The following is a 13,983-nucleotide window of genomic DNA, read 5'->3' as shown; positions in this document are numbered from 1 at the left end:
AGGATTTAGATATGAATTTACGTACTATCGGTTGTGTAGAACTGAACAGCGTTGCCCTCGGCATCCATACCGCAGATGAAATGCTCAAAGCAGCATCTGTCGAGCTGGTAATGGCTCGCCCCACATGTCCGGGTAGATATATTGTTGTTATTTGTGGTGACACCGGTGCTGTTAAAAGTTCCGTTGAAGTCGGTTGTGAAATTGGCGGCGACATGGTTGTTGACCACTTTACAATCCCCAGCATCCACGAGGATGTCATTCCCGCACTGAGCGGAACTTCCATCGTGCCCCGTATCAATGCGCTGGGCGTGATTGAAACCTACACTATCGCATCCTGTATCCTTGCAGCTGATGCAGCTGCAAAATCTGCGGATGTCAGCCTGGTCGAAATCCGTATGGCTGCCGGTCTTGCAGGTAAAGCATTCGTAACCATGACTGGTGATGTCGGCTCCGTTAAAGCTTCTGTTGAAGCCGGAATCGAAGTCGTTGCCGAATCCGGTCCGGTTCATAGCCACGTGGTTATTCCTTCCCCCAGCGAAGAAATTAAAGCGCAGCTTATTTAAAGAAGATGCCTCCGGCGGCCCTTCGGGGACACTGCCGGGGGCCTTAAACCCTTTGAAAAGGGTTTAAGAATCCCAAACTTTTTTAGTTTGGCTTCGCCGCTTCGGATGGTAATACGCCGTTAAAATTTTTTAGGAGTACAAACATGATGGACAATGACAACAAACAGCGCATTATTCAGGAATACGTTCCCGGTAAGCAGGTTACCCTTGCCCATCTTATTGCCAGCCCGCACCGGGATATTTATCTCAAGCTCGGTTTGGATGATAATTCTTCCGGGGCCATCGGCATCATGACCATCACTCCCAGCGAGGGCGTGATTATCGCTTCTGATGTCGCCACCAAGGCTGCTTCTGTTGAGATCGGTTTTCTGGACCGTTTCGGCGGTTCGCTGCTGATTCTCGGCGATGTCGCCAGCGTGGAAGCTTCACTCCGCGCAGTGCTCGATTACTTCGAGGGCACCCTGCATTATTCGTCTGTGGAATTGACCAGATCCTAGCCGTGAAAAAAACAATGTTTGTGGGCGAGACCCGTTGCGGTAAAAGCTCGCTGATTAAAATCCTTTCCGGGGAATCCTACTCCCCGCGCCGGGCCATGGCTGTGGAACATTTCGGCCCGTTCATCAACACCCCCGGTGAATTCCTCGAAAACAGCTGGTTCTACCACGCTCTGATCACTTCATCCGCAGATTGCAAGGTCTTGGCTATCGTCCAGGATGCCACCCGACGGACCAGCCTCTTTCCGCCACTTTTCGCATCCATGTTCAATCGTAAGGTCGTCGGCCTTGTCTCCAAAGTTGACGCACCAAACGCCGATCCTGAATTGGCTGAACGCTTTCTCAAGCAGGCCGGGGCAAGGGAAATTATCCGCACCAGTTCTGTCAGTGGTGAAGGTATTGAGCAAATTTTAGAAGTTATCGACTAGCTCAACTTACGATAGCGGCGAAGCCCTATTGAAAGGTTTTGAAGAGTCCAGAGAAACTTTTGCAAAAGTTTCTTTGGCCCCCGGAGGGACTGTCGGTAGACCCGCCGGAGGCATTCCTATTTATCAATAGCCTTATTAATCTTGCATGCTGCGCAGGCCGCGCCGAATCCGTTATCAATATTAACTACGGTCACTCCGCTGGCGCATGAAGTGAGCATGCCGAGCAGGGCGGACAGGCCGGAGAAACTGGCCCCGTAGCCTACTGAGGTCGGCACGGCAATGATGGGCTGATCCACAAGACCGCCGATTACGCTGGATAGCGCGCCTTCCATACCTGCTACCACTATGAGTACTGAAAATTTGCGAATCTCATCAATGCGGTCAAACATACGGTGAATTCCTGCCACCCCGATGTCGGAGATGATGGCGGCGCGGCTGCCGAGCATGTCGCAGGTGACCAGTGCTTCTTCGGCAACGTCCAGATCGGAAGTCCCGGCAGTGATGATGCCCACGGTGCCGCTGTTGTATTCGATTTGTTTGCTCTTACAGGTCAGGGTATTGGCTGTAGCATTGTATTCCACATGCGGAAAACGAGAAGTAGCATGTTCGGCGGTTTCTGCTGAAACGCGGGTAGCCAGTACGTTGTTGCGTCCGCACATGTGCTCAAAAATATCACCGACCTGCTGCGGGGTTTTGCCCGCGCCGTAGATCACTTCCGGGAAGCCGTTACGCAGGCTGCGGTGGTGGTCGATCTTGGTATGACCGATGTCCTGATAAGGCAGGTCGCGCAGTTTATCCAAACCCTGATCCACATCCATGCTGCCGTCTTTTACCGCATTCAATATATTTTTTAAATTATCATTAGTCATATCTGATGTCTCCGACGGCCTCGCGGGGGCGTAAGGCTCGATGCGCTGCGCGCTTTTTGATGATAAGTTTTTGCCTTCGGCGACCCTGCCGGGGGCCTCAAACCCTTTGAAAAGGGTTTAAGGATCCCAAACTTTTTTAATAAGGCTTCGCCGTTTTGTTTGGTAAATCGTCTGGTTTATTTCATGTTCAAGCTTCCCATTTGGTATCCGCCCAAATCGAGTGATACATGCTTGTAGCCGAATTCTTTTAATTTATGATTGATGTTGTGAATATCGTTGGCGTTGATGAAATCCTGCAATCTGTCCGCCGGGACTTCTATGCGGGCAATTTCGCCGTGGTGGCGGACCCGCACAGCCGGGAAGCCGATTTTCATGAGAAACACTTCGGCCTGTTCGACTTGTCGCAGGGCTCCGTCTGTTACCTTCACATCCGCAGGCATGCGCGAGAGCAGACAGGCGAAGGACGGTTTGTTCCATGTGGGCAGGTTGAACTTTTTGGAAAGCTCTCGAATTTCTGCTTTGGTCAAGTCGGTTTCCACAAAGGGGCTGCGGATGCCAAGTTCTCGCAGGGCCTTGATGCCGGGACGATAGTCACTGAGATCATCAATGTTAGTCCCTTCAAGGACGTGGTCAAAGCCGTGTTCTTGCGATACTCCCAGCAACTTATTGAATAAAATTTTCTTACAGGTGTAGCAGTGATCCGGCGGATTCATGCGCAGTTCTTCAGGGAAGTCCATTTCCAGCACAGCATGCTTTACACCCATCTGTTTTGCGAATTTCCTTGCCTCGCCTTGCTCCCATTTTGGAACGTAGGGCGTGGCGAGAGAAGCGGCTACGGCTCGCTCGCCGAGAGCTTCTTTGGCTGCGTGCAAAAGCAGAGTACTATCCACGCCACCTGAAAAAGCTATGACGGCTCCGCGCGTTTCATTGAGAAGCTTGAGCAAGCTTTTATATTTTAAAGCAAGTGTGTCCATTAAAGTAACCAATCAAAACTATTAAAAGTTTTTGAAGAGTCCAGAGAAACTTTTTCCAAAAAGTTTCTTTGGCCCTCGGAGAGCCGCCGGAGGCATACTCTTTTCTTTAAAAGCGCGTAGCGAATCAAATATCTCTTACTTTCCCGATCTGTAAATATACTTCGCTTAAAGATATGCCGTGCGCCTTGGCAAGCGCGCGGCAGTCTTCGAGTTCGGGCTTGGAGCGAATAATTTTGCCATCGAGAAGGGCATTCTTCATGGTTACCGTACCAAGCGGTGTTTCGAGCTTGTCGAATGATACGCCGAGCACTGTTTTTTCTATGGCAATGCTTTTGATGCCCAAGGTGCTGGTGTGCTTAAATATCAGCCGTTTAAATTTGTCTTCGTCTTCGGCTGAACAGAGCAGTGAAAGGGTGGTTGCCGGACGGTTCTTCTTCATGACGATGGGCGTGAAATGTACATCCATGGCTCCGTCCTCCATGAGCTGATCAAGTGCCGCGCCGAGCATTTCCCCGGTCATGTCGTCGATATTGCATTGCAGCAAACGCGCGGGGATTGTAGGCAGATAATCGGCCTGCTCGTCTTTGGATTGTAGCTTGATATTGGCAAGCTGCACCCGAAGCACGTTGGGAATGTCATTGTCCCGGTGCCCGATGCCGTATGCGGTTTTCTGTACGCTCATGCGCGGGGAATCGGAAAAGTTATCGACCAGTTCGGCGAGTATCGCCGCTCCGGTGGGAGTGGTGGTTTCTTTTGGTACAGCTCCTTGGGTGGTTGGTTTTCCGGTGAGGATTTCAGAAGTTGCCGGGGCGGGAACGGGAATTTTACCGTGCGCGCAATTGACAAAACCGCCGCCCAGTTCAATGGCTGAGCACCAAATATTGTCAATGTCGAGTTCATGGAAACAGATGGCAGCTCCAATGATATCCACGATGGAATCAGTGGCACCGACTTCGTGAAAATGGACTTCGTATAGGGTGCTGCCGTGAATTTTGGCCTCGGCCTCGGCAACTCGCTTGAAAATTGCGAGACTGGTTCTCTTGACTTTCTCGCTGAGATTGCTGGAATTGATGATCTTTTCGATGTCATTCAGGTTACGGTGATCGTGATGGTGGTGATGACCATGATTATGCGTATGTCCGTGTCCTTCATGTTCCTCATGTCCATGATGGTGATGCGCAAGCTCCACATCTACGCGGGTCCCGAAAATTCCTTTGCGGGAATCTTTTGATACCTTGAAGGAGAACTCGTCATCCAGTCCAAGCTTGGAAAGTTCGGCCTTGAGGAATTCTGGATCAACACCCAGATCGATCATGGCGGCGAGGTTCATGTCACCGCTGATGCCTGAAAAGCAATCGTAGTAGAGTATATTCATCTCGTTTCCGTGCGTTCGTTGGATAAGTTTTACATCTCAAATATCCTATTAACCGCTTATACTTTTAAACGCTTAGGCTGCAATGTCCAGTTTTGTGAAGGGCTGGACCCCTGCTATAATGAAATGTTAAGGAAATATTACTGTCTTTTTCCTGCTAAGTTTTTGGATAAGGATAATTGGAACAGACAATCATGCCATATGTTATGGCGGAGCAATAAATGATTATGAAATTTAAGCATGAATATGCTGGACGGGTTTGCAGACAGCTTTTCTTTTTTCTGCTGCTGATTCTGATTTCCGGATGCGGCTTGAAGCGCAATCCCATTCCCGTGGAAATGCAGGCACAGGCCAGCCTGCCCGGATATGATCAGGTCCGTTTTTTCGGGGACACTACCCCGAAACATATGGATACGGTCATGGAAAAATGGGCCGAGCTAAGCAAAAACAATAAGCTTCCTGCGGAGATTAGTTTTCTGTCCCTTTCCGGGGGCGGCGCGGACGGGGCTTTCGGTGCGGGGTTCCTCTGCGGATGGACCGACAGGGGTGACCGCCCCACCTTCGGGCTGGTTACAGGAGTCAGTACCGGGGCGCTTATCGCTCCTTTTGCCTTCATGGGGTCGGATTATGATCCGTTCATTGAAATGTTCTATACTACTTTTGAAACCAGTGATCTTGTCCAGCAGCGCTCCTATGTTTCCGCTGTTTCCGGAGATTCGGTTTATAGCACCGAACCGCTTCGGGAAGCACTTAAGCAGTTCATTAATCACGAATTTATAGCCAAGATCGCAGCCGAACACCGCAAGGGCCGCAGGCTGCTTATCGGTACCACCAACCTTGATGCCATGCGCCCTGTCTATTGGGATATCGGAGCCCTTGCCCAGTACGGGACCCCGGAAGCGGATCAGCTTATCCGGGATGTTATTTTGGCTTCGGCTTCTGTTCCGGTGGCCTTTCCACCTGTCTATTTCAAGGTTAAAGCCGGGGATAAGATTTACGATGAAATGCATGTTGACGGCGGGGTCAGCAATCAGGTTTTCTCCTATCCGCCCAGTATCCACCTTGCTGAGGAACTGGAAAAGATAGGCGAGCATAGGAAGATCACCCTCTACGTGATTCGCAATGACGCCCTTGTTACTGAAGGTGTGCAGGTGGAACCGTATATCGGGGGCATTGCCGCCCGTTCCCTTGCCGGGTTGATCCGTAATCAGGGCATCGGTGATCTTTATCGCATGTACTACACATCCCAGCGGGATGGTGTTGATTTTAAGTTGACCTTCATTCCCCCGGATTACAACGAAGAAGCGGATGAACTTTTCAGCCCGGTATATATGACTAAACTTTTTATGCTTGGACACGGCATGGCCAAGGCTCCGAATCCGTGGCATACGGCTCCGCCTTCCACTACAGCCCGTAAGGGGGCTGATGCTGTTCCGGCGGAAGTAATCCTTGAATGATGTGGATTAATGAGCAAAGGTTCTCTATAGCAAATTTAACGTTGTTTTATTAAAAGAAATACAGTCGAAGTATAATCGGTGAAGTTAAACATGTAAGTATAGGTGTGCGTATTTATGATCCCGAAGATTTTTCATTTTGTGTTCGGATTCAAGGAACAGACCGAACCGCTACACCTTGCGCATGCTTTGGCTGTTCTTTCCTGTGCTAGAGTAAATAAACCGCAGAGGATTTTTTTCCATTACTATCACGAACCCTTCGGAGTTTATTGGGATCTTATCAAGCCGCTGGTCAAGCTTGTAAAAGTCGAACCACCAAAAGAGATTTTCGGTATCCCCATTAAGCACTATGCCCATCAGGCGGATGTTGTCCGGCTTAATGCATTGCTTGAAATCGGTGGTGTTTATGCGGACATGGATACCATCTTCGTGAATCCGCTTTCGGAAGAGTTATTTGAAAAGCCTTTTGTTATGGGCAGGCAGGGGGAGATGGGGCTTTGCAATGCTTTTATGATGAGCACCCGCCAGAGCCGTTTTGCCAAACGCTGGATGGACGGCCATGCAGGAGCCTTCAAAGGCGGTAATCCCGGTACCCCGGAATGGGACAACCATTCGGTTTTTTTTCCCGGACAGCTTGCCAAGACCATTCCCGCAGATATTCATATTGAGCCGCAGACAAGTTTTTTCAAGCATCTGTTTAACAAATTCGGCTTGAAAGCTCTTTATGAGGATAACGACATTGATCTGGGCAAGGTTTATTCCCTGCATCTCTGGGAAAACATCGCTTGGGATCGTTATCTTTCCGGTTTGACCCCGCAGAGAATAAAAGAGGTCGACACTACCTACAACTGCATTGCCCGGAGATTTTTAAATGAAATTTGATCTCGGAGGGCGCGGCAGGAACAGGGAATTCACCACCGTGAATTTTGAGGAGAATTGCGATATTAAACACGACATCCTCGACCTCGACGGTTTTATTCCCGAAGACGGTGTGGTTGATGAATTCCGCATGATTCACACCCTTGAGCACATCCCCACAGCAGATTATTTAAAGTTCCTGAAAGATATAAAACGCAAGCTCAAACCGGGCGGCAAGGTGACTATTGTACTGACCGATGCGGAAGCTGCAATCAATATGTGGAAGGATAATGTACTTTCCTTCCGGGCCATGAAGAAAATTCTATTCCCTCCTGCCCATCTGACCGGAGAAAACAAGTTTATGGCCCACCATAACATGTGGAATACACTCGATCTAGCAAGGGATTTTCAGGTGTTGGGTTTTGACACTTTCAGCTTTGAAGCCGGGATGTGGTCCTTCGATTTGACCGATGAATTTTTTCCTGAAGAGATGGCCCATTTTCATGGCGTACAGATTAAAAATCTCGGCGTAATGGCCGTGCTACCGGAGTAGGATCAATGAGTAAGGTTGATGTGATCATCAGTGTTTGCGGCAAGCCCTTGCAAACCTGTCTTGCTTTGCTGTCCCTTGAACGGGCCAGTGGACAGCATATTGATAAAATTTATTTTATTGAGGAAAATACTCAGACCAAAGGTATTGATGCGGGCTGTCATCAATATGTATTGGATGCGTTATCCCACAAGATTGAATATTTCATGCCCAAATACTGGAACTATTGCTTTCCTATTGAATGGGACCGGGTGGATGATGAGGAATACCGCCATTCCGTGCGTTACCAGTACGGCTGGGAAAAGAGCGATAAGGATTATGTACTCATAATCCATAACGATGCAATTTTCAGGAAGGATATTATCGGGGCCATGGTCGAGGGAATCGGGGACCATGTGGCTGCCGGACATATCGGGCAGTGCTGGTATTGTCCCGCCGCTTTTTCCGGGAAATGTTCACCTGATACTTACATGGATTACCGCCCGGAGTTCCGGGAACTGGTCGATCTTTACCGCAGTGCCCAGCCGCCGGAAGGAAAGCAGGTCCGGGCCTACCATCTGCCGCGCATGCATGACATCTTTTTCAAACAGCCGTGGCCGTTGCCGGAATGCAGGGTCAATGAATGGTGCTGCCTTGTGAACATGAAGATTGCCCGCAAGATGACCATGCCTGTCGGCAAGGTCACTCCTTTCGGGGCCTTTATAAATGTAGGTAAGCAGATTTTGGATGTAGGTTGCCAATGGTTCCGGGAGATGCATCTGCGCAATAAGACCAGCCTTAATTTCGACATCTACAAGTATATGTACCATGATGTCCCGCCCACCGGGCAGCCTACGCTTATCGATAAAGACAAGTACAAGACCAAGGAAGAAATAGCTCTTGATGTACTCCGGGCGGAATTTGATTACCCGGAATAAGCATTTGATGTTAAGTTAGTCTTTAATCCCCGCAGTGTTATGATCATTGCGGTTTTTTTTTGTTTCTTCAATGTTAAAAGTTACAATTGTTTACACAATTGCCGCAATTAGTTACCTTTCATGATATTTATTATCTCTCTGCCCGTCCACAGTTTCCAAAGCTTTCCGGGAGGCCGTTCCAGATGGTTCTGAAAAGATTTTTTATTCTCCTTTTGTTTTTGTTCTCAGTGCAGACTGCCTTTTCAGCTGAACAGTCAAAGGATCCTCTTTCAGTTGTATATTGCGAGGATTGTATTCCCTTTGAATTTCAGAACAGTGAAGGTCAGGCAGACGGGTTGATTATTGACAGCTGGAAGCTCTGGTCGGAAAAGACCGGGCGGGAACTGGATTTCAAGTCCGCACCATGGAATGAGACCTTGAATATGATTAAAAATGGGCAGGTCGATGCCCATGCCGGACTTTTTTACAGCAAAGAGCGGGATAAATATCTCGACTACGGTGTTCCCCTGACCCGTGGGGATACTCACATTTTTTATCATAAATCCCTGCCGGTCATGGGTAATGATGACATCCGTCCTTACCGGGTCGGGGTTCTTGCGGGTGATCTTGCGGCTGACTATCTGCGCAAAGAGCAGCCTGAAACGGTCCTTATGAAATACCCGGACTTCAATTCCATGATGTCTGATTTGGAAAACGGGAAGTTGATGGTATTTGTTGCGGAAACTCTTGTGGGGCTGACCTATCTGCAACAAAGCGGCCTTGCTTCAAAGTTCTGGTATAAAACCAGCCAGCCCCTTTATCGAAATGACTGGCTGGTGGCAGTTCCTCAAGGGCGTAAAGATGTTCTGCACATGATCAATGAGGGCATGGAAAAGATCACTCCGCAGGAAAAAAGAACAATAAACCGCCACTGGGTGGCAACCGCAAAAGGGCGGGACCCGGATAGCCTGACCATTGCCCTTGATCGCGATTACCCGCCGTTTTCACTGATCGGACCGGACGGAGAATCAACAGGATTGCTGGTGGAGTTGTGGAAAGCATGGAGTGAACGGACCAAAATTCCTGTGGATTTCATTCCCGATAGTTGGGCCGGGACCATGGAGGCTGTTAAAAACGGCAACGCCGATATCCATTCCGGTCTTTTTCAGTCCGAGGCGCGGGATAAATTTCTGAAATTTTCCAGCCCATTATTTAAAGTCGATACGGCTTTGTTTTTTCGTTCGGACCATAAACCTGTCCGGCTGGCAGAAATGAGCGGTAAACGGGTTGCTGTGCTGACTGATTCATTTCAGCAGAGTTATCTTGAAGAAAAATTTCCAAAAATTGAAGCAGTTCCTTATCCCGACGGGGAAGCGATGATTTTGGCTGTGCTCAATGGGAGTGTGGACGGTCTGTTACATGAGGTTCTACCTGTTGATGCCGAGCTGGACGGTTGGCAGATGAAAGGGGCTCTGATCAAGGCACCGGATACAGTATTTTCCAATTCCATCAGGGCGGGAGTACTTAAAGGCAGGCCGGAATTACTTGAAAAGATAGATAGAGGGTTCAAGGAAATTCCCTATCAGGTCTATGCGGATATTGAAAAAAGGTGGGTTTCAGACCCTGACGAGCTTTACTATTCCGGGCAGAGCGATTCCTTCCAGCTCAGCGATGCAGAACTGAAATGGTTGGACGAACATCCGCAGATATCCATCGCCATTATGAATGCATGGCCTCCGCTCGATTATGTTAATGAACGTGGGGAACCTGAAGGATTGGGCGTGGATTATGTGAACATGCTCAACAAAAGATTAGGCGGCAGGCTCAAGATCGTACCCGGTCCGTTCAAGGAAAATCTGGAGGCGGTCAAGGAAAAACGAATTGATGCCCTTATGGATGTCACTCCCAAAAAGGACCGCGAACCTTACGTTGAATTCACCAATCCCTACATGATAATTCCCCACGTGATTGTGGGGCGTACGGACGGTGATGAATTCCTGATTGAAAAGGACCTTGCCGCTAAATCCATTGCCCTTGAACGGGGATTTTTCAGTGTAAAATATTTCAGGGACAAGTATCCCCACGCAAGGGTCAAGGAATACCCGGACACTCTTGCGGCCCTTGAAGCCGTGGCTCATGGTGAGGCTGATGTTTACGTGGGTAACCGGGCGGTGGCTGTATATCTTATTGAGCGTAATCTGCTTACCAATCTAGGGGTGCAGGGCAAGATCAAGAAGAAAGGTTCAGTGCTGGCCATCGGGGTGCGTAAGGACTGGCCGGAACTGGCCGGGATTCTGGACCGGGTGCTGGAGTCCGTCAGCCGCAGGGAAGAGCGGGAAATCCTTAAAAAATGGACCGGGGAAGGCAATCAACGCCGGGTGGAACTCAGTCGCGCAGAGCAGCTGTGGTTGCGTAACAGTCCGATCGTTAGGTTCAGTGTGGACCCGGATTGGCTCCCTCTTGAACGCATTGATCCCCGCTCAAAACAGTATGAGGGTATTTCCGCGGACCTGCTTCATATGGTGGCCGAGAGGACCGGACTTTCCCTTGAACTGGTCCCCACTGACAAGTGGAGTGAATCCGTAGCCCTGATCCATGAAGGAAAAACCGATATGCTGGCCGCTGCCAGTAGGACAAAGGAACGCAAGCAGTTTCTTGAATTTTCCAGCCCTTACATTAAGCTTTCCGAGGTGGTTATTGTCCGGCAGGACATGCCTTTTATTTCCAGTGTGGATGATCTGGCCGGGATGAGGGTCGGGGTCAGCGAAGGCAACGCCGCCCATAAATATCTGGAAGAAAATTATCCGCAATTGGATCTGGTGCCTGTAAATGGAGCCTTGAACGGTTTGAAGATGGTTGCCGGGAAAGAGGCTGACGCCTACGTGGGCACCCTTGAAGTTCTGGGATTTCTGATTAACCAGAACGGGCTGTACAATCTCAAGGTTGCCCTGCAACTGCCCGTCACCCGCCAGCTTTGTTTTGCCGCCCGCAAAGGCATGTCACCCCACCTGCTTTCCATCCTGAATAAAGGCATCGGCTCCATTACCGAAAGGGAATCCGAAGCAGTTATCCGCAAGTGGATCAGTTTGCGGGTTGAGGGCGGAATTGATTTGTGGATGGTGGCAAAGATCGTCCTCGGTATCGGCAGTGTGGCCGGTTTGATTCTGTTTGTGGTGGTCCGGTCCAACAGACGTCTTGCAGGAGAAGTGCAGATGCGCAAACTGGCCGAGCAGGAGATGCTTAAGGCCCGCGATAAGGCGGAAGAGGCCACCAGGGCCAAAAGTGATTTTCTGGCCCGCATGAGTCATGAGATCAGGACTCCCATGAACGCCATCATCGGCATGAGTCATCTGGCCTTGCAGACCGAGCTGACCGCCAAGCAGCACGACTATCTTTCCAAAATCAGGTCCGGGGCCAATAATCTGCTCGGAATTATCAATGACATCCTCGACTTTTCCAAGATTGAGGCCGGGAAGATGGATATGGAAAATATTCCTTTCCGCCTTGATGAAACCATGGACAACCTTGCCAATGTGGTGGCTGTCAAAGCGGAGGAGAAAGGTCTTGAGGTGCTTTTCCATGTCAATCCTGACGTGCCTAATAATCTGGTCGGTGATCCGTTACGCCTTGGACAGGTGCTGATCAATCTGACCAACAATGCCACCAAGTTCACTGAAGAGGGCGATATTGTTATTTCCGTGGAAAAGCAGGCCGAGACCGATGATTCCGTAACCCTGTTTTTTTCGGTGAAAGATTCGGGCATCGGTATGACCGAAGAGCAGATTGGCCGGCTCTTCAAATCCTTTTCTCAGGCGGACGGTTCCACTACCCGCAAATACGGCGGGACCGGGCTGGGGCTGGCGATCTGCAAACGCATTGTGGAAATGATGGGCGGGCAGGTCCGGGTGGACAGCAAGCTCGGGCAGGGGTCGACATTTGCTTTTAGTGTCCTGCTGGGCAAAGGGGATAAAATTTCAGTCAGTTACGTGCCTGCTGCGGACCTGCGCGGTCTGCGTGCACTGGTGGTGGATGATAATCCCACTGCACAGGCGATTCTTTCCGAGGCCTTGGAGAGTATGACTTTTAAAGTCAGCACTGCCGATTCAGGGCAGCAGGGACTGGATATGCTGGAGCAGGCCTATAAAGAGGGCGATCCTTATGAGCTGGTCCTGCTCGATTGGAAGATGCCCGGTCTTGACGGCATTGAAACAGCCAGACGCATTGAAAGACACAGCGGGCATAAGCTCCCCAAAATTTTAATGGTTACAGCTTACGGGCGTGAGGAGATCATGCAGCAGGCTGAGGGCGCAGGTCTGGAGGCCTTTTTGATCAAGCCCGTTAACCAGTCTGTACTGTTTGATACCATCATGGGTGTTTTCGGCCATGATGTGGAGCATAAATCCCAGCGGAAAATGACCCTTTCCAGGGAACCGGAGGGGCTTGCCAAGATTCGCGGGGCCAGAGTTCTGCTGGCTGAGGATAATGAAATCAACCAGCAGATCGCCCTTGAATTGCTGGAAAAAGCAGGCATGGTTGTTGATATTGCCAACAATGGACGGGAAGCAGTGCAGGGTGTTTTTGAAAATGCGTATGACCTTGTGCTTATGGATATTCAGATGCCGGTTCTGGACGGCCTTTCCGCTGTTTTAGAAATTCGTGAGAAAGGAGTCAGCCCGGATGAGCTGCCCGTGGTGGCCATGACCGCTCATGCCATGGCCGGGGACCGTGAAAAAAGTCTGGAAGCCGGGATGAATGACCATATCACCAAGCCCATTGACCCTGATCTGCTGCTTAGGACTCTGGTGGAGTGGATCAGCCCCGGAGAGCGGGAGGTCCCCGAGGATTATGTCTCTGCCACCGAACTTAAAGAGCGTGAACTGGCTGAAGATAGTCTGCCCCTTGAAGGGGTGTCGGGGATTAATGTTAAGTCCGGGCTGGTCAAGGTTTCCGGAAACCGGGATCTTTACCGTAAACTCCTGAATCAGTTCCGGGCTAAGTATCTGGATTTCGCGGATGAAATCAGGGAACAGCTTGCGGCGGAGGATCTTGAAACCGCCACCCGCATTGCCCATACCGTAAAAGGGGTGGCCGCCAATCTCGGAGCAGATGAGCTTGCCCATTCTGCCGGAGAAGTAGAACGCGCCTTGCGGGCCGGGAAAAAGGATGTTGATGATTTACTTATGGACTTGAAAAGTCATATGGATATTGTTGCAATAGGATTGGACAATCTTCTGGAAACATCTTCCGGCAATGATGGTTCGGAAAACCAAATGGAAGATGCACTGCAAGGTGATGCCCCCGATCCCGGAGAGCTGCGCGCCAAGCTGGAAGAATTTATTGTTTTAACCGATGAAAATGTTGTGCAGGCCATGGAGTTTGCCGGGGATATCCAGAAAATGGTTTCCGGTACCGACATGGCGGAAGTTGCCGGAAATATAGTACAGGCCATGGATGATTTTGAAACGGATGAGGCCCGTGAAACTGCACGGGCTTTACTTGAGTCTTTTGCCAAGGAACAGGGGTAA

General features: G+C 49.9%; 11 protein-coding genes. 8 read left to right on the top strand and 3 right to left on the bottom strand.

Features of this window, described 5'->3' with window-relative positions; all coding sequences use genetic code 11:
* Positions 1–11 precede the first annotated feature (11 nt).
* From FMS18_RS11395 to FMS18_RS11385, 3 genes are all read left to right on the top strand, one after another.
* Entirely contained in the window at positions 12–563 is a 552-nt protein-coding gene (locus tag FMS18_RS11395) for a BMC domain-containing protein (RefSeq protein ID WP_163294598.1), read from the top strand.
* Between the two features lie 146 nt (positions 564–709).
* A complete protein-coding gene (locus FMS18_RS11390; RefSeq protein ID WP_368854167.1) occupies positions 710–1,060 on the top strand; it encodes a BMC domain-containing protein in 351 nt (116 codons plus the stop codon).
* A 2-nt stretch (positions 1,061–1,062) separates the two neighbouring features.
* A complete protein-coding gene (locus FMS18_RS11385) occupies positions 1,063–1,485 on the top strand; it encodes a EutP/PduV family microcompartment system protein (protein ID WP_163294596.1) in 423 nt (140 codons plus the stop codon).
* A 116-nt stretch (positions 1,486–1,601) separates the two neighbouring features.
* Here the strand turns inward: FMS18_RS11385 and larB are convergent, their stop codons facing one another.
* From larB to larC, 3 genes are all read right to left on the bottom strand, one after another.
* Positions 1,602–2,354, bottom strand: a complete 753-nt coding sequence (gene larB, locus FMS18_RS11380; protein ID WP_163294594.1) for a nickel pincer cofactor biosynthesis protein LarB — start codon at positions 2,352–2,354, stop codon at positions 1,602–1,604.
* A gap of 176 nt (positions 2,355–2,530) precedes the next feature.
* Positions 2,531–3,328, bottom strand: coding sequence for an ATP-dependent sacrificial sulfur transferase LarE (gene larE, locus FMS18_RS11375; RefSeq protein WP_163294592.1), 798 nt, complete (start codon positions 3,326–3,328; stop codon positions 2,531–2,533).
* 124 nt (positions 3,329–3,452) lie between these two features.
* A complete protein-coding gene (gene larC / locus FMS18_RS11370) occupies positions 3,453–4,703 on the bottom strand; it encodes a nickel pincer cofactor biosynthesis protein LarC (protein WP_163294590.1) in 1,251 nt (416 codons plus the stop codon).
* 218 nt (positions 4,704–4,921) lie between these two features.
* Between larC and FMS18_RS11365 the strand changes: the two genes are divergently transcribed.
* From FMS18_RS11365 to FMS18_RS11345, 5 genes are all read left to right on the top strand, one after another.
* Complete coding sequence (locus FMS18_RS11365) at positions 4,922–6,157, top strand: patatin-like phospholipase family protein (RefSeq protein ID WP_163294588.1); 1,236 nt, start codon at positions 4,922–4,924, stop codon at positions 6,155–6,157.
* Between the two features lie 114 nt (positions 6,158–6,271).
* Positions 6,272–7,036: a glycosyltransferase gene (locus FMS18_RS11360; RefSeq protein ID WP_163294586.1), complete on the top strand. Its 765-nt coding sequence runs from the start codon at positions 6,272–6,274 to the stop codon at positions 7,034–7,036.
* Positions 7,026–7,565: a methyltransferase domain-containing protein gene (locus FMS18_RS11355; RefSeq protein ID WP_163294584.1), complete on the top strand. Its 540-nt coding sequence runs from the start codon at positions 7,026–7,028 to the stop codon at positions 7,563–7,565. The genes FMS18_RS11360 and FMS18_RS11355 overlap by 11 nt, the downstream gene beginning before the upstream one ends.
* Positions 7,566–7,570: 5 nt before the next feature.
* Positions 7,571–8,479, top strand: coding sequence for a hypothetical protein (locus FMS18_RS11350; protein ID WP_163294582.1), 909 nt, complete (start codon positions 7,571–7,573; stop codon positions 8,477–8,479).
* Positions 8,480–8,661: 182 nt separating this feature from the next.
* On the top strand, positions 8,662–13,983 hold the full coding sequence (locus FMS18_RS11345) for a transporter substrate-binding domain-containing protein (protein ID WP_163294580.1): 5,322 nt from the start codon (positions 8,662–8,664) through the stop codon (positions 13,981–13,983).

The sequence above is a fragment of the Desulfovibrio sp. JC022 genome (assembly GCF_010470665.1).
Classification (GTDB): domain Bacteria; phylum Desulfobacterota; class Desulfovibrionia; order Desulfovibrionales; family Desulfovibrionaceae; genus Maridesulfovibrio.
Note: the sequence above shows the minus strand (reverse complement) of the source record. Positions and strands in the feature narration are given on the sequence as shown.

What these genes read in the sequence shown, in the direction of transcription:
- FMS18_RS11355 (WP_163294584.1), top strand. Translation starts at nt 7,026, where the DNA reads ATGAAATTTGATCTCGGAGGGCGCGGCAGGAACAGGGAATTCACCACC.
- FMS18_RS11350 (WP_163294582.1), top strand. Translation starts at nt 7,571, where the DNA reads ATGAGTAAGGTTGATGTGATCATCAGTGTTTGCGGCAAGCCCTTGCAA.
- larB (WP_163294594.1), bottom strand. Translation starts at nt 2,354, where the DNA reads ATGACTAATGATAATTTAAAAAATATATTGAATGCGGTAAAAGACGGC.
- larC (WP_163294590.1), bottom strand. Translation starts at nt 4,703, where the DNA reads ATGAATATACTCTACTACGATTGCTTTTCAGGCATCAGCGGTGACATG.
- FMS18_RS11390 (WP_368854167.1), top strand. Translation starts at nt 710, where the DNA reads ATGGACAATGACAACAAACAGCGCATTATTCAGGAATACGTTCCCGGT.
- FMS18_RS11360 (WP_163294586.1), top strand. Translation starts at nt 6,272, where the DNA reads ATGATCCCGAAGATTTTTCATTTTGTGTTCGGATTCAAGGAACAGACC.
- FMS18_RS11395 (WP_163294598.1), top strand. Translation starts at nt 12, where the DNA reads ATGAATTTACGTACTATCGGTTGTGTAGAACTGAACAGCGTTGCCCTC.
- larE (WP_163294592.1), bottom strand. Translation starts at nt 3,328, where the DNA reads ATGGACACACTTGCTTTAAAATATAAAAGCTTGCTCAAGCTTCTCAAT.
- FMS18_RS11345 (WP_163294580.1), top strand. Translation starts at nt 8,662, where the DNA reads ATGGTTCTGAAAAGATTTTTTATTCTCCTTTTGTTTTTGTTCTCAGTG.
- FMS18_RS11365 (WP_163294588.1), top strand. Translation starts at nt 4,922, where the DNA reads ATGATTATGAAATTTAAGCATGAATATGCTGGACGGGTTTGCAGACAG.